This is a genomic window from Micromonospora sp. WMMD1082 (assembly GCF_029626175.1).
Lineage (GTDB): Bacteria > Actinomycetota > Actinomycetes > Mycobacteriales > Micromonosporaceae > Micromonospora.
Genome location: NZ_JARUBM010000002.1, coordinates 6,525,200 through 6,544,835, shown reverse-complemented (window position 1 = coordinate 6,544,835; position 19,636 = coordinate 6,525,200). Strand labels below are relative to the sequence as shown.

General features: G+C 71.3%; 18 protein-coding genes. 11 read left to right on the top strand and 7 right to left on the bottom strand.

What is annotated here, in order from left to right; genetic code table 11:
• The first annotated feature begins 1 nt into the window (after position 1).
• From cas7e to cas2e, 5 genes are read left to right on the top strand one after another with little or no spacing between them, the layout of a single operon-like run.
• Complete coding sequence (gene cas7e, locus O7615_RS30135) at positions 2 to 1,150, top strand: type I-E CRISPR-associated protein Cas7/Cse4/CasC (RefSeq protein WP_278181177.1); 1,149 nt, start codon at positions 2 to 4, stop codon at positions 1,148 to 1,150.
• Positions 1,147 to 1,869 carry a type I-E CRISPR-associated protein Cas5/CasD gene (gene cas5e / locus O7615_RS30130; protein ID WP_278181176.1) on the top strand — a complete coding sequence of 241 codons (723 nt, stop codon included), beginning with the start codon at positions 1,147 to 1,149 and terminating at the stop codon, positions 1,867 to 1,869. The genes cas7e and cas5e overlap by 4 nt, the downstream gene beginning before the upstream one ends.
• Before the next feature lie 8 nt (positions 1,870 to 1,877).
• Positions 1,878 to 2,561 (top strand): type I-E CRISPR-associated protein Cas6/Cse3/CasE, encoded by a 684-nt coding sequence (gene cas6e, locus O7615_RS30125; protein ID WP_347405134.1) that lies wholly within the window; start codon positions 1,878 to 1,880, stop codon positions 2,559 to 2,561.
• A complete protein-coding gene (cas1e, locus tag O7615_RS30120) occupies positions 2,558 to 3,526 on the top strand; it encodes a type I-E CRISPR-associated endonuclease Cas1e (protein WP_278181174.1) in 969 nt (322 codons plus the stop codon). The genes cas6e and cas1e overlap by 4 nt, the downstream gene beginning before the upstream one ends.
• On the top strand, positions 3,526 to 3,936 hold the full coding sequence (gene cas2e / locus O7615_RS30115) for a type I-E CRISPR-associated endoribonuclease Cas2e (protein ID WP_278181173.1): 411 nt from the start codon (positions 3,526 to 3,528) through the stop codon (positions 3,934 to 3,936). The genes cas1e and cas2e overlap by 1 nt, the downstream gene beginning before the upstream one ends.
• Positions 3,937 to 4,317: 381 nt before the next feature.
• Here cas2e and O7615_RS30110 read toward each other — a convergent pair whose 3' ends face one another.
• Together O7615_RS30110 and O7615_RS30105 are read right to left on the bottom strand one after the other, a co-directional pair.
• Positions 4,318 to 5,019 (bottom strand): VOC family protein, encoded by a 702-nt coding sequence (locus O7615_RS30110; RefSeq protein ID WP_278181172.1) that lies wholly within the window; start codon positions 5,017 to 5,019, stop codon positions 4,318 to 4,320.
• Positions 5,019 to 7,391, bottom strand: a complete 2,373-nt coding sequence (locus O7615_RS30105) for a beta-galactosidase (protein ID WP_278181171.1) — start codon at positions 7,389 to 7,391, stop codon at positions 5,019 to 5,021. The genes O7615_RS30110 and O7615_RS30105 overlap by 1 nt, the downstream gene beginning before the upstream one ends.
• Positions 7,392 to 7,643: 252 nt before the next feature.
• Here O7615_RS30105 and O7615_RS30100 point away from each other — a divergent pair, with 252 nt between their 5' ends.
• From O7615_RS30100 to O7615_RS30080, 5 genes are all read left to right on the top strand, one after another.
• Complete coding sequence (locus O7615_RS30100; protein WP_278181170.1) at positions 7,644 to 8,948, top strand: extracellular solute-binding protein; 1,305 nt, start codon at positions 7,644 to 7,646, stop codon at positions 8,946 to 8,948.
• Positions 8,949 to 9,026: 78 nt separating this feature from the next.
• Positions 9,027 to 9,977: a sugar ABC transporter permease gene (locus O7615_RS30095; protein ID WP_278181169.1), complete on the top strand. Its 951-nt coding sequence runs from the start codon at positions 9,027 to 9,029 to the stop codon at positions 9,975 to 9,977.
• Positions 9,974 to 10,873 (top strand): carbohydrate ABC transporter permease, encoded by a 900-nt coding sequence (locus tag O7615_RS30090; RefSeq protein WP_278181168.1) that lies wholly within the window; start codon positions 9,974 to 9,976, stop codon positions 10,871 to 10,873. The genes O7615_RS30095 and O7615_RS30090 overlap by 4 nt, the downstream gene beginning before the upstream one ends.
• 7 nt (positions 10,874 to 10,880) lie before the next feature.
• Positions 10,881 to 11,945, top strand: coding sequence for a LacI family DNA-binding transcriptional regulator (locus O7615_RS30085; protein WP_278181167.1), 1,065 nt, complete (start codon positions 10,881 to 10,883; stop codon positions 11,943 to 11,945).
• Between the two features lie 170 nt (positions 11,946 to 12,115).
• Positions 12,116 to 13,219: a glycosyl hydrolase 53 family protein gene (locus O7615_RS30080; RefSeq protein ID WP_278181166.1), complete on the top strand. Its 1,104-nt coding sequence runs from the start codon at positions 12,116 to 12,118 to the stop codon at positions 13,217 to 13,219.
• 32 nt (positions 13,220 to 13,251) lie between these two features.
• On the opposite strand, the gene O7615_RS30075 is transcribed toward O7615_RS30080, so the two are convergent.
• The 5 genes from O7615_RS30075 to O7615_RS30055 all read right to left on the bottom strand — a co-directional run bounded on the left by O7615_RS30075 (position 13,252) and on the right by O7615_RS30055 (position 18,192).
• On the bottom strand, positions 13,252 to 14,409 hold the full coding sequence (locus O7615_RS30075; protein WP_278181165.1) for an NAD(P)-binding protein: 1,158 nt from the start codon (positions 14,407 to 14,409) through the stop codon (positions 13,252 to 13,254).
• Complete coding sequence (sigJ, locus tag O7615_RS30070; RefSeq protein WP_278181164.1) at positions 14,406 to 15,329, bottom strand: RNA polymerase sigma factor SigJ; 924 nt, start codon at positions 15,327 to 15,329, stop codon at positions 14,406 to 14,408. The genes O7615_RS30075 and sigJ overlap by 4 nt, the downstream gene beginning before the upstream one ends.
• Before the next feature lie 83 nt (positions 15,330 to 15,412).
• Positions 15,413 to 16,807, bottom strand: coding sequence for a glycosyl hydrolase family 18 protein (locus O7615_RS30065; protein WP_278181163.1), 1,395 nt, complete (start codon positions 16,805 to 16,807; stop codon positions 15,413 to 15,415).
• A gap of 58 nt (positions 16,808 to 16,865) precedes the next feature.
• The gene (locus O7615_RS30060; RefSeq protein ID WP_278181162.1) at positions 16,866 to 17,627 is read right to left on the bottom strand and encodes a hypothetical protein; all 762 of its coding nucleotides are present in this window, start codon (positions 17,625 to 17,627) and stop codon (positions 16,866 to 16,868) included.
• On the bottom strand, positions 17,620 to 18,192 hold the full coding sequence (locus O7615_RS30055) for an RNA polymerase sigma factor (RefSeq protein ID WP_278182287.1): 573 nt from the start codon (positions 18,190 to 18,192) through the stop codon (positions 17,620 to 17,622). The genes O7615_RS30060 and O7615_RS30055 overlap by 8 nt, the downstream gene beginning before the upstream one ends.
• Before the next feature lie 48 nt (positions 18,193 to 18,240).
• On the opposite strand from O7615_RS30055, the gene O7615_RS30050 reads away from it, so the two are divergent.
• Positions 18,241 to 19,542, top strand: a complete 1,302-nt coding sequence (locus O7615_RS30050) for a hypothetical protein (protein WP_278181160.1) — start codon at positions 18,241 to 18,243, stop codon at positions 19,540 to 19,542.
• Positions 19,543 to 19,636: the final 94 nt, after the last annotated feature.

Genomic DNA, 19,636 nt, shown 5'->3' with positions numbered 1-19,636 from the left:
CATGACCCGCACCATCTTGGACATCCACATCCTGCACACCCTGCCGCCGAGCAACGTGAACCGGGACGACTCCGGTTCTCCGAAGACTGCCACCTACGGCGGGGTGCGCCGGGCCAGGGTCTCCTCCCAGTCGTGGAAGCGGGCGGTCCGGTTGGCGTTCGCCAACACCCTCGACGACTCTCAGCTCGGCGAGCGCACCAAGCGCGTCGGCGAAGCCGTCGCCGCCCGGATCGCCGACCTCGACCCCGAGCTGAAGGACCGGGCATCTGCCTTGGCGGCTGACGTGCTCAAGACCTCCGGCCTGGTCAAGAGGGAGGCTGCGGCGAAGAAGGCTAAGGACACGGCGCAGAGTTCGGACGTTGAGTCCGGCTATCTGCTTTTCCTCAGCCACCGGCAGCAGGAGAACCTGGCGCGGGCGGCGATCGAAGCCGAGCGGACCGGCGCCAAACTCGACGCCAAGAAGCTCCAGAATCTGGCCAACACTGACCACTCCGTCGACATCGCCATGTTCGGCCGGATGCTCGCCGATGTACCCGATCTAAACGTCGATGCGGCCGTCCAGGTCGCCCACGCCCTGAGCGTGCATGCCGTCGACAACGAGTTCGACTACTACACCGCCGTCGACGACCGCAAGCACGACAACCAGGAGACCGGCGCCGGCATGATCGGCTCAATCGAGTTCAACTCCGCCACTCTCTACCGGTACGCCGCCGTCGACGTCGACCGGCTGCACGACACCCTTGGCGACGCGGTCGCCACCCGAGAGGCGGTGAAGGCATTCCTGCACGCCTTCACCACCAGCATGCCATCCGGCAAGCGGAACACCTTTGCCAACGGCACCCGCCCGGACGCGGTCATGGTGCGGCTGCGCGACACGCAGCCGATCAACCTGGTGGGAGCCTTCGAGGAGCCGGTCCGGGAGGGGCGACTCGGCGACCGGTCCGGCATGGTCGGCGAGGCCGCCAAGAAACTCGCCGAGCACACCTCCGATGTCGAGAAGACGTACGGCGACCCGGCAGTCGCCGCCTGGATTACCCATGTAGGTAGCCGGACTGCGGCGTTGGCTTCCCTCGGCGAGGTGCTGCCTCTGCCCGAGTTGGTCGACGTCGTCGGAACGGCGGTCGCCGATCGTCTCGGTGCGCACCAGTGAGCGTCCTGCTGCTGCGGCTCGCTGGCCCGCTCCAAGCCTGGGGTTCGGCCAGCCGTTTCACCCAGCGGCACACCGAGATTGCTCCCACCAAGAGCGGAGTCATCGGGATGCTCGCCGCCGCTCGAGGACTGCGGCGTACCGATCCGCTCACCGACCTGCTCAGCCTCGACTTCGGGGTACGGATCGACCAGCCCGGCCAGCTCCAGCGTGACTTTCAGGTCGCCCGCACTCTCGACGGCCGGAGCAGTATGCCGCTCACCAACCGCTACTACCTCTCCGACGCGGTGTTCCTCGCTGCGATCGGCGGTGAGCAGAAGCTGCTCGACGGGCTGCACGAGGCGGTACGGCGTCCGCAGTTCCCGCTCTACCTCGGCCGCCGGTCCTGCCCTCCGGTCGCGCCGATCAGCCTCGGCGTCCGCCCCGGCAACGTCGCCGAGATACTCGGCGACTGGCCGTGGCAGGCCGCCAAGCGCCTGCGTGAACGCGGCGGGCTGACCGTACCACTAGAGGTGCTCTGTGATGCCCCGCCGGGAGCGGAGGTCACCGACACTCTCCAGGACGAACCGGTCAGTTTCGACCCTGCACACCGACAGTACGGGTGGCGAGCGGTCATCCGTACCCGGGTGACCGTGCCCAACCCCGACGGCCGTACTCCCGTCACCGCCGTGCCCTCGGGCGGTATCTCGCTGGCCGACCACGAACCCGAGGCGTGGTTGTAAGGATGGAGATGTACCTAACCCGATTTCTCGTGAATACGGCCCGGCGGGGCGCACGCAAGCTGCTTGCCTCGCCCCAGGCGATGCACGCCGCGGTGCTGTCCGGCTTCCCCCGCCCCGAAGACCACACTCGCGATGACGCCCGTACCCTATGGCGCGTCGATCAGCGGGGGGACCGTCAGGTCGTGCTGTACGTTGTCAGCCCCACCCAGCCCGACCTGACCCATCTGGTGGAGCAGGCCGGTTGGCCGAGCAGTGCCGAGACCTGGGAAACCCGCTCTTACCACCGTCTGCTCGACTCCCTCGGCAAGGGGCAGCGGTGGGCCTTCCGGCTAACCGCGAATCCCACCCGAACCGGTCGCCGGACGGAGAACTCCCCGACGACCCAGCGGTATGGGCACGTCACCGCCGCGCAGCACATCGAGTGGCTGACCAAGCGTGCGGAACGCAACGGGTTCACCGTGGTGCGGCAGACCGACGGCGAACTCAACCTTGTCACCTACGACCGTCAGGTCCGCCGCTTCAGCCGTAACCACGGGCAGCGGCCGGTCACCCTGGTCACGGCTACCTACGACGGGGTTCTCGAGATTGACGATCCCATCCTGTTCCGAGGCGTGCTTACCCGGGGCATCGGGCATGCTCGGGCCTACGGCTGTGGACTGATGACCATCGTTCCGGTGCAGGCTCACTCGTGAAGATTCCCGGCGTGCCGCCAGCGGAACTGGCGGAACTGAATCGTGTTCAGGACCGGATCAGCTTCGTCTACCTCGAGCGCTCTGTCATTCACCGCGACAGCAACGCCATCACCGCCACCGACGAGAAGGGAGTCGTACACATCCCGGCGGCCACCCTCGGTGTTCTCATGCTCGGCCCCGGCACCAGCATCACCCAGCAGGCGATGATGCTGATCGCCGACAACGGCGCCACCGTTGTCTGGGTTGGTGAGCACGGCGTCCGGTACTACGCTCATGGGCGTACGCTCGCCCGGTCGAGTCGGCTCCTCGTGGCACAAGCCGCCGCCGTGTCGCACCGTGACCGGCGGCTACAGGTGGCAAGGGCGATGTACCGAATGCGTTTTCCCGGTGAGGACACCAGCGCCCTCACCATGCAGCAGTTGCGGGGCAAGGAGGGCGCGCGGGTACGCCGCTGCTACCGCGAGCACGCCCTGCGCACCGGTGTCACCTGGAACAATCGCGAGTACGACCCAGACGACTACGGCGGCAGCGACCCAGTCAACCAGGCGCTGTCGGCGGCACACGCCTGCCTGTACGGCGTCGTGCATGCGGTCATCGTCGCCATCGGTGCCTCGCCAGGACTCGGCTTCGTGCACACCGGTCACGAGCGATCCTTCGTGTACGACATCGCAGACCTGTACAAGGCCGAGACCACCATTCCGGTGGCGTTCGACATCGCCGCCAGCGACTCGACCGATATCGGGGCCGACACCCGCCGTGCAATCCGGGACCGCGTCCACGATGGTGCACTACTTGACCGGTGCGTGCGTGACATCAGAAGTCTCCTGCTCGCCAGCAGTGCCTCCGGGCCAATCGATCAGGCGTGGCTCGATGAGGAAGCAGGCAGCGACACCGTCCGCCTTTGGGATGAGGATGGTTACGAACTGGCTGGCGGCCGGAACTACGGCGGAGATGTGGACTTTTGATGACTGTCATCATCCTCACCGCCTGTCCGGAGGGCCTGCGTGGACACCTGACGCAATGGTTGCTGGAGATCTCCGCCGGGGTGTACGTGGGGCATGTGAATACCGGGATCCGACAGCGACTTTGGGCCAAGGTCCTCGAGATGGCCGGATCGGGGCGGGCGCTGCTCGTCTACCAGCAGCCAGGCGAGCAGCGACTCTCCTTCGAGGTGCACGACCATCACTGGGAGCCTGTGAACTTCGACGGCATTACCCTGATGCGGCGGCCGAGCGAGCGGAGAACCTACAACCCCGCGACATCCCGAGGTTGGAGCAGAGCCTCGAAGCGACGTCGGTTCGGTCGAAAGCCGACGGAGGGCACCGGCAATTTGGCCACGAGTCCCAATCCAAGTGAAGGAAAGGTTGATAGTTGATTCTTAGAGTCCCAGGTCAACAAGAGTGATCCCCGCGCATGCGTGGGTGATCCCACGTCGGCGACGACGTCGGCCGCTTGTGGGGCGTGATCCCCGTGCACGCGGGGGTGATCCGGACTTCAACGTCAACGCGGCGTCTCAGGTCGCCTGTTCCCTGTGCACGCGGGGGTGATCCCGGCACGACCAGGGCCATCAGGGTGGACAGGGTCTGCTCCCCGTGCACGGGTGATCCGACGAAGCCCGCCCCGCTGGTGCCGCCGGTGGTCTGCTCCCCGCGTTGCACGCCGGGGTGATCCGGACACCCCGTGTACCTCAGCAAGTTGAGGGTTCTGCTTTCCGTGTATGCCTCGTGGCGCACCGAACCGCCCGGCCGGGCTCTGGTCAGCTCCCCTTCACGTGGAACTCGGTGCCGTCGGGGTCGGCCAGCACGATGGTGCCGTCCGCACCGGCGCCGAGCCGGGTGGCGCCGAGGGAGACGAGCCGGTCGACCTCCGCCCGCTGGCTGCCGGCAAGGGTGAGGTCGAAACGCTGCCCGTTCCTCGCCTCCTTCGGGGCCACCGGCGGGCCGCCCCACGCGACCTTCGTGCCGCCGTGCGGTGACTGGATCGCGGTCTCCTCGTTCTGGTCCCAGACCAGCGGCCAGCCCAGCGCCGCGCTCCAGAAGAGGCCGACCTCCCGGGTGCCGTCGCAGGCGACCTCCCCGAAGAAGCCACACCCGGCGAGGTAGGCGTTGCCCGGCTCGATGACGCAGAATGCGTTGCCCTCGGGGTCGGCCAGGACGATGTGCCCCTCCTCGGGGCGCTGCCCGATGTCGAGGTGGTCGCCGCCGAGTTCCCGCGCCCTGGCCACCGTGTGCTGCTGGTCGGCGAGGCTGGTGCTGGTCAGGTGAAGGTGCAGGTGGTTGGGCGCCACCCGCTCCGCGCGGCTCGCGACGAACCGGAGGCCGGGCTGGGTGTCGTCGCCCGGTAGGAGAGCAGCACCTGCCTCCTCGATGATCTGCCGGCCGAGCATGCCGGCCCAGAACCGCGCCAGGCGAGCCGGGTCGTGCGCATCGAAGGTCACCGTCAGCAGCCGAGAGAGCATCACTGCACGGTAGGCACGGGCCGGCGGGGGCTCAAGTCATTAATGACTTCCGGTGCGGGCTCGCGCCAGGTGCCGTGTCCCTGCACCAGCAGGGCGTCGACGGCCAGCAGTTGCCCGTCGACCGCCGCCAGCCGGTCGCGGGCGTCGCGGGGCAGCGACACGGGTGAGCGGGCCGCCAGCGGCAGCAGGTGCAGGGTCACCTCGGCGTCGGCGTGCACCCCGGCGTCGGGCAGGTTGACGATCCATTCGGCGCCGTCCCAGAAACGGTCGGTCACCGGTCGGCCGTCGACCCGGAGCTGACCGACGTCGCCGGCCCAGCGGATCCGCAGCTGGGCGTCGAGCCGTGGGTCGGCGGCCCAGCGGGGCAGCGGTACCCGGTAGACGGCGGCCAGTTCGTCGAAGGTCTGCGGGCTGGGCGCGGACTGCCGCCCGTGGAACGTGCCGTAGGTGACCGGCACCGGGTGCGCGGCGGCCCGCACCAGGTCGGCTGCCACCGGATGGGCCGGGCCGGCGGACCCGGCCGGGTCCGGGTCGGTGGGGATGGCGGTGCCGGGTGGACCGGCCTCCAGCGGGAGGTCCACGAACGCGCGCCGGGCGGGGTCGTAGACCCGCACCTGCGGCCCGTACGCCTCGATCCGGCCGTCCGGACCCCAGAACAGTTCGGTCGGGGAGAGCAGCAACCGGCGTACCGGTCCGTCCTCGCAGACCCAGATGTCGTTGCTGACGGCGGCGGGCAGGAGCAGCAGGTCCAGCGCGCCCCGGGCGGTGCGGAGCCGGATCGGCGACAGGCTCGGGGTGCTGGTGGTGGCGACGCCGTCGACCGCGTAGGTGGTCTCGATGCCGGCCTCGGCGACCAGCACGAGGGTGGGTACCGTGCCCGGCAGCAGGGTGAGCGCCGAGGCGGTGGCCCAGTCCAGGCGTACACCGCCGGCTTCCAGGGCCAGCGGCCAGCGGGCCAGGGTGCCGGAAGGGATGTCGATCGGCCGGGCGGGCAACAGGATCTCCTCGTGGTCGAGGACGACCCGGAACCGGGCGTTGCGGTAGTCGGCGAGCGGTACGTGCGGCTGGTGCCACGCGACGAAGAGGAAGCCGCTGGTGCCGTCGCTGCGCAGCGCCCACCGCAGGGTGTGGCCGTCGTCGACCCCGACCGGGCGGATCTCGGGCAGGCTGGAGGGCATCTCGGCGAGCGAGGCGCCGAAGGCGGCCAGGAAGGCGTGCTGGCGGCGCAGCTCGGCGTGGCTGGCGGCGAGTACGCCGGCCTCGCCGATCGGGGCGTGGAAGTCGTAGCCGAGCCGGGGCAGGTCGTTCGGGTACCCGGTGGCATGGGACTCCTGCGTGCCGTGGTCGCCGTGCGGGTTGGTGCCACCCGCGTACATGTAGTAGCCCTGCCAGGCGGAGCCGTTGCCGATCTTGCAGTGCGCGATGGCGGCGATGTCCAGGGCGTCCGGGCGGGGGCGGCGGTGGTAGGCGGTGGCCATGCCGCCGCCGAGTTCGCAGGTGGCCGGCGGGAAGATCGCCGAGGGCGTACGGGGCTGCGCGGCGGGGGCGTTGTCGGCGCGCGGTTGCAGCCGGCGTACGTCGGATCCGATGCCCGGGTCGTCCCAGATGTGCGAGAAGAAGTAGTGGTCGCGGAAGGTGGGATCCCAGGGCGCGTCGGCGTCCACCCAGAAGCCGTCGCCGTAGCCGCCGTAGAGCGGCAACATCTCCTGCTCGGGCAGGGTGGCGCCGCCCCAGGCGGTGGCGGTCCACAGCGGTGCGGAGATGCCGGCCTCGCGGGCCAACCGCTTGAGGGTGATCAGGTGATCGGGCCGGGTGTAGAGCTCGTTCTCCAACTGGACGCCGAGCACCGTTCCGCCGGGGCCGCAGCGTCCGTCGAGGGCGGCGCCGAGCTGGCCGAACCACTCACGGACCAGGTCCAGATAGGCCGGGTCGTCGGTGCGGTGCCGGACGGGGGCCCGGTGTACCCAGTCGGGGAAGCCGCCGTTGCGGGTCTCGCCGTGGCACCACGGGCCGATCCGCAGGATGATGTCGAGTCCTTCGGCGGTTGCCAGGTCGACGAACGCGGCGACGTCGAGGTTGCCGTCGAATCGCGGCCTGCCCCGGTGCGCGACGTGGTGCAGCCAGAAGACGTAGCTGCTGGCCACCGTGACGCCACCGGCCCGTAGCTGGCGCAGCCGTCGCCGCCAGCGGTCGCGGGGCAGCCGGCTGTAGTGGATCTCACCGGAGACCGGGACGACCGGCGCGCCGTGGCGGACCAGGTAGCGGTTGGTGAGCGAGATGCCCGGCCGCGCGTCCTCGGTGTTGCTCATCCTCGGCCGGCGCAGCGGCTCGGACCAGGGCTGGTGCCGGACGGCGAGCGGCTCGACGGGCACGGCGACTCCTCTGCGACGAACGGTTCGCCGGCTCACGGGGTGGCCGGCGATGCGGTGCCGCCTGGACTGTAACCGGTCACAGGCCGACGGCCCGCACGATACATCGTCTTAACCTGCTTGACGCAAGGGCTTGACAAGCGCCCCCGACGCGCATCACTGTAACCGGTCACAGGCCCAGTGTGGTGACGCACATCATTCCCGGCGGCGACCGGGCCCCGGCGCCACCGTGGTCCGCTAGTTCGAGGAGGATCGATGAGAAGGGCAGTTCTGCCGCTCGCCGGGATGCTGGCCGCGGCGCTACTTCTGACCACCGCGTGCAGTGCTTCCGACGAGTCCGGCGGCGACCCCGGCGGGAAGGTCGAACTCACCTACTGGAGTTGGGCGCCGAACATGGACCAGGTCGTCGCGGCGTGGAACGACACCCACCCCGACATCCAGGTCACCGTCAACAAGCAGGACGGCGGCGATCCGGCCGTCACCAAGCTCCTCACCGCGATCAAGGCCGGCAGCGGCGCCCCCGACGTGATGCAGGCCGAGTATCAGAAGATCCCGACCCTGGTCGCGGCCGACGCGGTCGCCGACATCGCCGCCGAGGTCGGCGACCTCAAGCCGAAGTTCCCCGACTCGGCGTGGAACGCCGTCACCCTCGGCACCGAGGCGGTCTACGGCGTACCGCAGGACTCCGGCCCGATGATGTTCTACTACCGCGCCGACGTCTTCGACTCCCTCGGCCTCGACGCCCCGGCCACCTGGGACGACTACGCGACCGCCGCCCGCACCATCCACGCGGCCGACGACAAGCAGTACCTCGGCACCTTCTCGGCCAACGACCCGGGCTGGTTCGCCGGGCTCGCGCAGCAGGCGGGAGCCTCCTGGTGGGGCGTACGGGACAACGCCTGGACCGTCGCGATCAACGACGCCGCCACCCAGAAGGTCGCCCGCTACTGGGGCGAGTTGGTGCAGGAGGGGGTCGTCGACAACAAGCCGATGTACACCCCGGAGTGGAACGCGGCACTCAACGACGGCACCCAGGTCGGCTGGATCGGCGCGGTCTGGAGCCCCGGCGTGCTCGACGGCAACGCCGCCTCGACCAAGGGCAAGTGGAAGGCCACGCTGCTGCCGCAGTGGGACACCGTCGCGCCGGCCAACGGCAACTGGGGCGGCTCGGCCACCAGCGTCACCAGCCAGAGCAAACACCGGAAACAGGCCGCCCAGTTCGTCGCCTGGCTGAACACCGAGCCCGCCGCGATCACGGCGTTGGCCGCGACGGCGAACGTCTACCCCGCCTCGGTCGACGCCACGGCGACCGCGCTGACCGCGCCGCCGGCCTTCTTCGCCGACCAGGCCGACTTCTACACCGTCGCCGCCGAGGCCGGCAGGGTCGCCAACCCGTTCACCTACGGCCCGAACGTCAACGTCGCCTACAGCGCCTACAACGACGCCTTCGGCAAGGCCGCCCAGTCCCGGCAGGCGGCAGCCTTCACCGAGGCACTGTCCGCGATGCAGCAGACCACCACCGACGACCTGCGCAACGCCGGCTTCACGCTCGCCAACTGACCCCGCCGCCCGGCCACGGCGCGGCAACCCTCCGCGCCGTGGCCGGGCCGACCACCGCACCGACGGAAGGGGACGGCCGTGACGGCGCTTCCCACCACCCGTACGCCCCGCCCGGCGACCCGTGGCGGCCGGCGGGCCGGCGTACCGTATTCGTTCCTCGCGCCGGCCCTGCTCCTGTTCGCCGCGTTCCTCGCGGCACCGATCATCTACACCGCGTACCTGAGCCTGCGCCGCGTCCGGGTCAGCGGACTCGGCCTGGGCGCCGGCTCGCGCACGGAGGTCTGGGCCGGCCTGGAGAACTACACCCGGTCGCTGACCGACCCCGAGTTCCTGCCCAGCGTCTACCGGATCGGGGCGTACGGGCTGATCGTGGTCCCGACCATGCTCGGCCTGGCCCTGCTCATGGCCCTGCTGCTGGACGCCGGCCGGACCCGGGTGGGCACCTTCGCGCGCACCGCGATCTTCCTGCCGTACGCGGTGCCGGCGGTGGTCGCCTCGTTGCTCTGGGGTTTCCTCTACCTTCCCCGGGTCAGCCCGTTCGCCGACGTCCTCCAGGGTGTCGGCGTCACCCCACCCGACGTGCTCGCCGGCTCCGGGGTGCTGTGGGCGGTGGCCAACATCGCGATCTGGGGCGGCACCGGCTTCAACATGATCGTGATCTACACGGCGCTGCGGACCATCCCCCGCGACCTCTACGAGGCGGCCCGGCTCGACGGCGCCTCGGACGTGCAGATCGCCTGGCGGGTCAAGATCCCGATGGTGATGCCGGCGCTGATCATGACGTCCGTCTTCTCGCTCATCGCCACCCTGCAGGTCTTCGCCGAGCCGATGACGCTGCGCCCGCTGAGCAACACCATCTCCACCACCTGGACGCCGCTGATGAAGGTCTACCGCGACGCCTTCACCCGCAACGACGTCCACTCGGCGGCGGCCACGTCGGTGGTCATCGCGCTGGCGACCTTCGCCGTCTCCTTCGGGTTTCTCAAGCTCGTCGGCTCGCGGGCCTTCCACCAGGAGGACCGGGCATGACCGTCTCCACCACCGTTCCGGTGACCCCGGCGACCAGCACACCACCGCCCGCCGCTCGCGGTACGCACCGCCGGATCAGTCCCGCCGCCACCGCCCTGCTGCTGCTCGGCGCGCTGTACTGCCTCTTCCCCGTCGCCTGGGTGCTGATCGCCTCGACCAAGAGCGCCGAGGAACTGTTCTCCACGTTCACCCTCGCGCCGAGCACCCACCTGTGGGACAACATCGCGTCGCTCGGCGCGTACCGGGGTGGCCTCTACTGGCGGTGGATGGCCAACACCGCCCTGTACGCCGGGATCGGCGGCGCGGCGTCCACCCTGGTGTCCGCGATGGCCGGCTTCGCCCTCGCCAAGTACGCGTTCCCCGGCAAGTCGTTCGTGTTCAACGTGATCCTGGCGGGCGTGCTCGTGCCCGGGGTCATCCTGGCCATCCCGCAGTACCTGCTGTTGGCCAAGGTCGGGCTGACCAACACCTACTGGTCGGTGCTGTTGCCGAGCATCATCAGCCCGTACGGGATCTACCTGTGCCGGGTCTTCGCGGCCGCGACCGTGCCGACCGAGGTGATCGAGGCCGCCCGCATCGACGGGGCCAGCGACTGGGGGACCTTCGGCCGGGTGGCCCTGCCGATGATGCGTGCCGGCCTGGTGACCGTCTTCCTGTTCCAGTTCGTCGCGATCTGGAACAACTTCATGCTGCCCTTCATCATGCTCGGCGACGACCGTCTCTACCCGGTCACGGTGGGCCTGAACGGGCTGCTCAACCAGGGCGCGTCCCAGCCCGCCATGTACACGTCGGTGGTCACCGGGGCGCTGCTGTCGATCGTTCCGCTCGTCGCCCTCTTCCTCGGCCTGCAGCGTTACTGGCGGGTCGACCTGGGCGCCGGCGCGGTCAAGGGGTGACGACGAGATGGCGGAGACTATGATCGCATCCGTGCCGGCCTCGCCACCGACGGGACGCAAGCGGCCCACCATCCGCGACGTGGCGCGCGAAGCCGGGGTCTCTTACGCGACCGTCTCCCGCGTCCTCAACGGCCGGGAGTGGGTCAGCCCGGAGGCGGTGCAGGCGGTCCGGGGAGCCATCGCCCGCACCGGCTACACGACGAACCCGCACGCCCGTTCGCTGGCCACCGGCCGGTCCGGCTCGATCGCCTTCCTGCTCACCGAACCGCAGCACCTGCTCTTCGAGGACCCCAACTTCTCGGTGCTGCTGCGCGGGGTGGCGCAGGCGCTCTCCGACCGGGAGCTGACCCTGCTGCTGATGATCGCCTCGACCACGGAGGAGCGGAACCGGACGGTCACGTACCTGTCGGCCGGCCACGTCGACGGCGTACTGCTGGTCTCGCCGCACTCCGGCGACCCGCTGCTGAGCAACCTCGTGCGGGCCGAGATACCGGTCGTGGCGTGCGGCCGGGTGCTCGGCTACGAGCAGGTGATCAGCTCGGTGGCGGCCGACGACCGGTCCGGTGCCCGGTCGGCGGTGGAACACCTCCTCTCGACCGGTTGCCGACGGATCGCCACGATCACCGGCCCGCAGGACACCTCGGGCGGGGTGGACCGGTTGCAGGGCTACACCGACGCGCTGACCGCGTACGGCATCGCGGTCGAGCCGGCCCGGGTCCAGCACGGCGACTGGAGCCGGGAGAGCGGCGCGGCGGCCATGCGGGCGCTGCTGCGACAGGCCCCCGACCTGGACGGGGTCTTCGCCGCCTCCGACGTGATGGCCGCCGCGACCCTGCCGGTGCTCCGCGAGGCCGGCCGCGACGTGCCCGGCGACGTGCGGGTGGTCGGCTTCGACGACTCCGGGCTCGCCGCCACCCTGGACCCCCCGCTGACCACGGTCCGCCAGCCGCTGGACCGGATCAGCGAGGAGATGGTCCGGCTGCTCACCGACGTGATCGCGGGGCGCACCCCGCTCTCCATCACCGTGCCGACGAGCCTGGTCGTCCGCGCCTCCTCGCCCGCACCGACCTGAGTCACCCGCACTGACCTGAGCCACCCGCACCGACCTGAGCCACCCGCGCCGGACCGAGTCGCCGGTCGGCCGGCGCACCCGCCACCACCTCACCTGGTCCCCGATCCGTCCGGCAGTTCCGCCGGACGTTGCCCACACCGGGCATCGCATCCTCCACGTGAAGGAGCGCCATGACACCGTCCCTCCGGGCCCTCGTGGCGGTGGCCGTTCTCGCGGCCCCGCTGGCCCTGACCGCCCCCGCGCAGGCGGCCAACACCCTCACCATGCGCGGCGCCGACGTCTCCTCCCTGCAACGCAGCCTCGACCTCGGCGCGCGGTACTACGACGCGTCCGGCGCGCAGGCCGACCCCTACGACATCCTCGCGGCGAAGGGTGTCAACTACCTGCGGCTGCGCATCTGGAACAACCCGACCAGCGGCTACAACAACAAGGCCAAGGTGCTCCAGCAGGCCAGGGCGATCAAGGCGAAGGGCTTCAAGCTCCTGATCGACTTCCACTACTCGGACACCTGGGCCGACCCGGGTAAGCAGTACACCCCGGCGGCCTGGGCCAACCACTCGCTGAGCCAGTTGCAGACCGACGTCTACAGCTACACCCACGAGGTGTGCACCGCCCTCAAGGCGCAGGGCACCACGCCGGACGCGGTGCAGATCGGCAACGAGATCAACGTGGGCATGTTGTGGCCCACCGGACGGATCGTCAACAACAACTTCGCCCCGCTGGCCAGCCTGCTCAAGCAGGGCTACCACGCCACGAAGGCGTGCAACAGCGGCACCGAGGTGTGGATCCACACGGCGAACGCGGACAGCAACGCGAACGCCCGCTGGTTCTACGACGGGATCAGGGCGCAGGGCGTGACCTGGGACGTCACCGCGCTGTCCTACTACTGCATGTGGCACGGCACGCTGGCGAACCTGTACAACGTGATCGCCGACGTGAAGTCCCGTTACGGCAAGCCGGTGGTGCTGGCCGAGACCGCGTACCAGTTCACCACGGCCGACGCCGACCACGAGCCGAACGCGATCCCCGGGACCGTGCTGTGCGACGGCATCCCGGCCAGCTGGGCCGGGCAGGCACAGCAGTTCGACTGGGTACAGAACACCGCGCGCAACGCGGGCGCGATCGGCGTCTTCTACTGGGAGCCGACCTGGTACGCGATCCGGGGCAACGGCTGGGATCCGGCGGACATCAACGGGACCGGCAACGGCTGGGACAACATGGCCGTCTTCGACTGGACCGGTCGGGTGAACCCGCACCTGTTCTGGACCCCGTAACCCGCCTCCCCACCATCGACGAGGGGGTGGGGTTACCGGGATAGGGGCAGGGCGTGCCGCTGGGCGGTCGATCTCGCGGCGGTGAGGGCGCTGGTGATGGACACCTCGGCGAGGAGGCCGGGGGCGGCGACGCTGTCGCCGATCAGCCACACCCCGTCGCCCCGGTCGATGGTCGGCCGGTCGTGCCAGGTGTGGCCGGGTAGGTCGACCGCGCCGGTGCGGTGGCGGGCCGCTGCCTCGCGGCGCCAGACCAGCCGGTCCCGCCATCCGGGCAGGCCGAGGTCGGCGAGCCGCTCCAACCGGTGCACCGCGTCGGAGAGCGACTCGCCGGCGCGCATCGGCATCTGCGCCTGCACGATGGTGTGTCCGGCCGGTGCCAGGGTGGGGTCGACCGCGGAGTGCCGCTCCAGGAAGCCGCCGGCATCGAGGTCGGAGAGGAGGAACAGGTCGTCGCGCCCGCTTCGCAGGCCGAGGTCGAGCAGGGCGGCGTGCCCACTGTCCCAGCGTAGGGATTCGTCGGCGAGGAGCGTACGGGCGGCGTCGAGGCTGGTGGCGACGATGACCGGGCCGGGCGGCAGGTGGTCCACCCGGGAGCCGACCTCGATCCGTACGCCGAGTGTGCGGGCGTGCTCGGCCATCCGCCCGATCATCGCGCCCCAGCCGCTGGTCAGATACCGGACGGCGGGCCAGCGGGGCGCGGTGGCCCGCAGGATCCGCTCCCAGACGAACGCCGCGGAGAGTTGCCCGGCCTCGCGGTAGGTGAGGATCCCGGCGAGCCCGGCGGCGGTGCTCGCCGCCTCCGCGCCGAACCGGTGTTCCGCCCAGCCGGCGAAGTCCCGGTCGACCGGGGCGGAGAGCCGCCGCCGGACGAGCATCCGCCGCAGCCCGGCCGGCGGCAGACCATGCAGCCGGTCGTGGTGCCGGAAGCGGGCGCGGGCCAGCGCCCGCAGGTCCGGCCTGGTGAAGGGTCGGACCAGTCCGCGTCGGGCCAGCCAGCGGAACGGCTCCCCGTCGGAGTAGAGGACGTGGGGGCCGTCGTTGGCCACGTACGGCGCGGTGGTCGAGCGTGCCCGGCCACCCAGGGTGCGATGGGCCTCGTGCAGGGTCACCGTGCTGCCGTTCTCGGCGCACGCGATGGCGGCGGTGAGCCCGGCCAGCCCGCCACCGATGACCGTGATGTTTCTCGTCATGCCCCTTCGGACGCGCCCGGCCGCCAACGGTGTGACATCGCGGCCAGCTTCTCCGGATTGGCGAACAGGTAGACGGTGTCGATCAGCCCGTCCCGGACGACCAGGGAGAGGATCGTGACCGGGCGGCCGTCGGCCGACACCACCACGGCCGGGGCGCCGTTGACGTCGGTGACCGCGACGCCCAGCGGCAGCGTGGGCGATTCGCCGAGGGAGGCCAGGAAGGCGCGTACCCCCGCCTCGGTGGAGACCGCATTGAGGAACCGGGCCACCTTGTCGACGCCGTGGATCACGCGCAGCGGCGCCTTCGCCCGCCCACCGCCGTCGCTGACCAGCCGCACGTCGGTGGCCAGCAGCTCGGTCAACGCGTGCAGGTCGCCGGTGCCGCAGGCGGCCAGGAACCGTTCGGTCATCTCCCGGCGGCGTGCCCGGTCCACCTCGAAGCGGGGTCGCCGCTGCTCGATGTGGTCGCGGGCGCGGCGGGCGAGTTGCCGGGTGGCCGCCGGTTCGCGGCCGATGATGCCGGCGATGTCGCGCAACGGCAGCCCGAACGCCTCGTGCAGGACGAAGACCGCCCGCTCCAGTGGGGAGAGCGTCTCCAGCACCACCAGCAGCGCGATCTCCACGGAGTCGGCGAGTTCGGCGTGTTCGGCGGCGTCCGGGGCGGTACTGACCGGTTCGGGCAGCCAGGGACCGACGTACGCCTCGCGCCTCGCGCGCACCCGGCGCATCCGATCGATGGCGAGCCGGGTGGTGACCGTGATCAGGTACGCCTGGGGATTCGCCACCGCCTCCTGGTCGACGCCGGACCAGCGCAGCCAGGCGTCCTGCACCACGTCCTCGGCGTCGGTCATGCTGCCGAGCAGGCGGTAGGCCACCCCGACCAGCAGGTCGCGGTGTGCGGTGAATACGTCGGGGGACATGACTCCAGGGACGGATCGGAGGGCGGCCGGTGTGACATCCCGGCCGCCCCATTGTCGCCCGATCACCGCCGGATCATTGTCGGTCAGCGGCCCTGGAGCGCCCTGACGTTGTCGCCGAAGGTCCAGCCCCGGGAGCCGTCCCAGTTCAGCGACCAGGTCATCAGTCCCTTGAGGCCGCCTCCGTAGGTGTTCCACGCCTGCGCCACGGCCGCCGGCGCCAGGTAGCCGCCGCCGGCGCCGACCTGCGCGGGCAGGCCGGGGACCTGCCGGTCGTACGGGACGCGGATGGTGGTGCCCTGGATGACCAGCCCGGCGTTGAGGCAGTTGGTCTGGGCGACGAAGCCCTGCACCGTGCCGGCCGGGTAGGAGTCGCCGGAGCAGCCGTACATGCTGCCGTTGTAGTACTGCATGTTCAGCCACCAGAGCCGGCCGTTGTCGGCGTACCGCTTGATGATCGGCAGGTAGGAGCCCCAGATCGAGCCGTAGACGACGCTGCCGCCCGTCACGTACGCGGTCTCCGGCGCCATGGTGAGGCCGAAGCCGGCCGGCATCTGGGCGAGGACCCCGTCGATGATGCGGATCAGGTTGGCCTGGCTGGTGGAGAGCTGGTTGATGTTGCCGTTGCCGGTGAGCCCGGTCTCGATGTCGATGTCGATGCCGTCGAAGTTGTACCGCTTGAGGATCGGCACGATGGTGGCGACGAAGCGGTCGGCGACGGTCGACGAGCTGAGGTCGATGCCGGCGGTCGCCCCGCCGATGGACATCAGGATGGTCAGCCCGGCTGCCTTGGCGCGGCACATCTCGGCCGGGGTCGGCACCCTGACGGTGGCGTCCATGCCGTCCTCCCAGAGCACCGTGCCGTCGGAGCGGATCACCGGGAACGCCGTGTTGATCACGTTGTAGCCGTGGGCGGGGATACGCGGGTCGGTGATCGGGATCCAGCCCATCCCCGGGTGCACGCCGTTGGCCGCGCCGTCCCAGTTCTCCCAGTACCCCTGGAGGACCTTGCCGGCCGGCCTCGGTTTGAGCGCGCAGGTGTCCGGGCCGGACGGGGGAGTCGTGGTGGGTGGCGGAGTCGTGGGTGGCGCAGTGGTGGGCGGGGGAGTGGTGGGCGGTGCAGTGGTGGGTGGTGGGGTCGGGCTGGGCGACGGGGTCGGTGCGCCGTCGCAGGGGCCGAGGTCGCTCCAGAGCGACGGGGTGGCGGCCGGGTTCCACCCGGCGCCGACGTGCGCCGTGTGGGTGACCAGGGCCCGGTAGGTCCGGCCGGCGTAGGTCACCTGGCTGCCGGCGCTATAGGTGCTGCCCTCGGCCCAGGCCGGGGCGGTGCACGGGGCCGCGAGAGCGGCGACGGGGGCGGCGGCCGGGATGCCGGCCGCGGTGGGGGTGGCGGCGAAACTGGCGGCGGCCGGTACGGCCGCGACGGCGGCGACCAGGGCAGCGGTGACCAGCAGGACGGATGGCACGGGTCGACGTCGCATGGGATGCCTCCTCATCGATGGACGGAGGCTACCGTTAACTTTGTTAAGTGTAAACCGATCACTCCAGGGAAGCCGCGATCTCGACCGCCGCCGCCCTGGTCAGCGAGCCCTCCAGCCGGTAGGTCACGTCGTCCCGCTCCCAGACCAGGGTTGCCGCGGCGAGCCGGGCGCTGGCCTGGCGGACCTGACCGGAACGGTCCACGTACGTCACCGGGTGCGGGCCGCCGATCCAGACCGCCTGCCGCCCGTCGACCTCCGTCCACTGTGCCCCCGGCCCACCGGCCTGCTTGAAGAAGACCGGGTCGAGGCGCCCGTCGAAGGCGTCCAGGCGCAGCGTGCCATCGCGGTAGAGCAGGGTCGCCACCCGGTGGCTCCCGGTGCCGTCCGGGTCGGCGACCAGCACCCGCTCGGGCGGGCCGAGCGCGGCCGGCACCCGGATCGGGAACCGCACCGCGCGCTGCGCCTCGTCCAGCCCGGCCGGTCGCTGGGCGGGCAGCGGTGACGGGGAACCGGTCGGCGGTACCGGAGCCGACGACGTGCTGATCGTGATGCCGGCGAAGCGCAACAGGCCCGCCACCGCGTCGGCGAGCGCGGCCTGCGCCGGGGGCAGCACCGCGATCAGCAGCGCGGCCAGCGCCGCCGCCACCGCGTACCGCCATCGGCGCCGGCGGTGCGGCGGCGCGGTCGTGGCCGGCACGGCTCGTGCACCCGGCGTGGCCGGCGCGGCGAGTCGGGCGCGGACGTGCGCCGCCACCTCCGGCGGCGGGGGTGTCTCCAGCCACCCGGACAGCTCCCGCAGCTCCCGGTCCAGGTCATCCACGGCTGACCTCCTCGACCTGGAGCAGGCCGCGCAGCTTCACCAGGGCCCGGGAGGTACGCGACTTCACCGTGCCCCGGGGCCAGCCCAGCATGGTGACCGTCTCGTCCTCGCTCAGGTCGAGGAAGTACCGGCAGACGATCACCTCGCGGTCCTTCGCCGGGAGCAGCCGCAGCGCCCGGACCAGCGCCGCCCGCCGCTCTCCGGCGAGCACCGCACCGACCGCACCGTCCTCGGTGGCCTCCGCGCCTGCGGAGAGCCGGGCGGCCCGCAGCAGCAGACCGTTGCGCCGCTCCCGCGAGCGGTGCAGGTTGCGCGTCTCGTTCGCCACGATCGCCAGCAGCCACGCGCGGAAGGACGACTCGCCGCGATACCGGGAGAGCCTGCGGTACCCCTTCACGAACGCCTCCTGGATGACATCCTCCGCATCCGAGCCCGCGCCGAGCAGCACCGCCGTCCGGTACGCGGCCGCGGTGTGCCGGGCGACCAGGAACTCGTACGCCTCCAGGTCACCGGCCTGCGCGCGGGTGACGAACTCCTCGTCGTCCAGTGCAACCTCCGATGGGATCACCCGTACTGACACCGCCCGCGCCATCGGGGTTCCACGGTCGTCGAGATGGAACCGGAGCCGGCCCGGCGGTGTCACCGGGTCATGATGCCGAAGACCACGCTTCACCGCCGTACCCTGTTGGCCGCCCTGGCCGGCGCGGGGACCGCCGCCCTGACCGGCTGCGGGCCGCTGCGGAGCCCGGCCGCCGTCCCGGCCGCCTCCGGCCTCCCCCCGGACCCACTGTTGATCGAGGTCGACGGCGGCCTGGGGGTGCTGCGCGGCGCCGATCACCAGGCGATCCCGCAGGGGATCGCCACCGCCGACGGACGCCTGGCGTACGCGAGCGTGCCCGACGGCGGCGACACCGCGCTCTGGCGGATCGACGCCGGTCGGGGCGTCGCCTCCGCGCGGGTCAGGCTGCCGGGCCGCTGGGTGCCGCAGACCGTCTCCGCCGACGGTACGCGGGTGGCGCTGACCACCGAGGAGGTGAGCGTCACCAAGGAACGCCCCGCCGGGCGTGACGTGACCCCCGTGCTGATCGCCGACGCCGGCGGTGTCCGGCAACGCCTGCGGCTGCCCGGCAACGTCGTCCCGGAGGCGTTCACCCACGACCTCGCCGGCCTCTTCGTGCTGGAATGGCTGCCGCCGCAGGCGCCGGACCGGTACCGGGTCCGCGTCGTCGACCTCGCCACCGGCGTTCCCGGCCCCCTCTTCACCCGCGCCAAGGGGCCGATCCCGGCCGGCGCGGAGGAGGAGATGCGCGGCGACGGACGGCAGGCGCTGCTCGCACCGGACCGCACCGTGCTCTACACGCTCTACACCCACCAGCCCGACCACCAGCACACCCGGGACCGGATCAGCGGCCGGCCGGGCAGCGACGTGCACGCCTTCGTGCACACCCTGCACCTCGCACAACGGTGGGCGTACTGCGTGGACCTGCCGCACCCGTTCGGTGCGGGTGCCGCCGACGGGCACGCCATGGCGATCACCCCGGACGGCGGCCGGCTCTACGTCGCCGACGTCACCTCCGGCACCGTCGCCGAGATCTCCACCGAGGAGCTGACCGTACGCCGCACGAGCACGTTCGTCAGCGCCACCGGCCCCGCGTACGCGGTCGCCGGCCCCGGCCAGCTGCATCTCGCCGCCGGTGCCACCATGTGGACCTCGGACCTCGCGGAACTCGACGTCGCCGGCGAACGGCCGGTCGGCGGACCGGTCACCGGGCTCGCCCTCAGCCCCGACGCCGCCCGCCTCTACGTCGGCCGCCAGGCGGCGGTGAGCTGGCACGACGCGGCCACCGGCGGCGAACTCGGCCGGGCCGCCGTGCCCGGCCTGGTGGGGCTGCGTGGCGCGGCCCGGCCGGCGTGAGGTCCGGATTGACCCGACCCGTCGGATCGAGGTGATCGGGCGCATCGTACGTTAGGCGGACCGAGGGCCGAAGTCGGCGGAAGTGGGGTCTCCT